At 38.8% G+C, this 843-nt stretch carries 1 protein-coding gene; it reads left to right on the top strand.

All coding sequences use genetic code 11. The features are described from left to right. Positions 1 to 541: oxidoreductase (locus AC1DOS_RS20375; RefSeq protein ID WP_477538944.1), on the top strand; the 541-nt coding region annotated here is incomplete at its 5' end. Positions 542 to 843 lie beyond the last annotated feature (302 nt).

Here is an 843-nt window from a genome sequence, read left to right as displayed (position 1 = left end):
TATTGAACTACATGGCGCCCATGGTTATTTAATTAATGAATTCTTATCTCCATTAACGAATAAACGCACGGATGAATATGGTGGCAGCGAAGAGAATCGTTACCGCATGCTACGTGAAATTATTGATGCAGTTCGTACTATTTGGGAAGGTCCATTATTCGTTCGTATTTCTGCTTTCGAATACACTGAAGGTGGATTAACTCCAGAAGGTTTTGTTACGATGACAAAATGGATGAAAGAACAAGACGTAGATTTAGTCGATGTGAGTTCAGGTGCTAATGTCCCTGCTAAGATTGATTCTTACCCAGGGTATCAAGTGAAGTTCTCTGAAACGATTAAACATGATACACCAATCGCCACTGGGGCAGTCGGTATGATCACTTCACCCCTACAAGCAGAAGAAATCTTGAAAAATGACCGTGCAGACTTAATTTTCCTTGCACGAGAATTGCTTCGCGATCCTTACTGGGCTTACCGTGCAGCTAAAGAATTGCGTACAGAAATTAAATCCCCTGTTCAATATGAACGAGGTTGGTTATAAGTCAAATATATATCACAAATAAATCATTAAAAAAAGGACCGTTTTTGTACTGCACCCCGAAAGTTAGACCACCAAATCTAACTTTTGAGGTGTTTTTTTGTGGTCAAATATGATGAAGGATTCAAGCGAAAAGTTGTTCACGCTTATTTTGCTGGTTAAGTTGTATATGAGTCCCTGGCTACTAGTTTTTGAGTTCCAAGTAAAACGAATATAAGAACTTCTCTCAGTGCGTTTCAAGAACTTGGGAAACAGGTATTGGTTACTCAAGAGGCAGATGCGAGTTATCCTGTTCAATTTAAATT

Source organism: Paenisporosarcina sp. P5_A11 (assembly GCF_056400705.1).
This window is presented reverse-complemented; position numbering and strand designations above follow the sequence as displayed.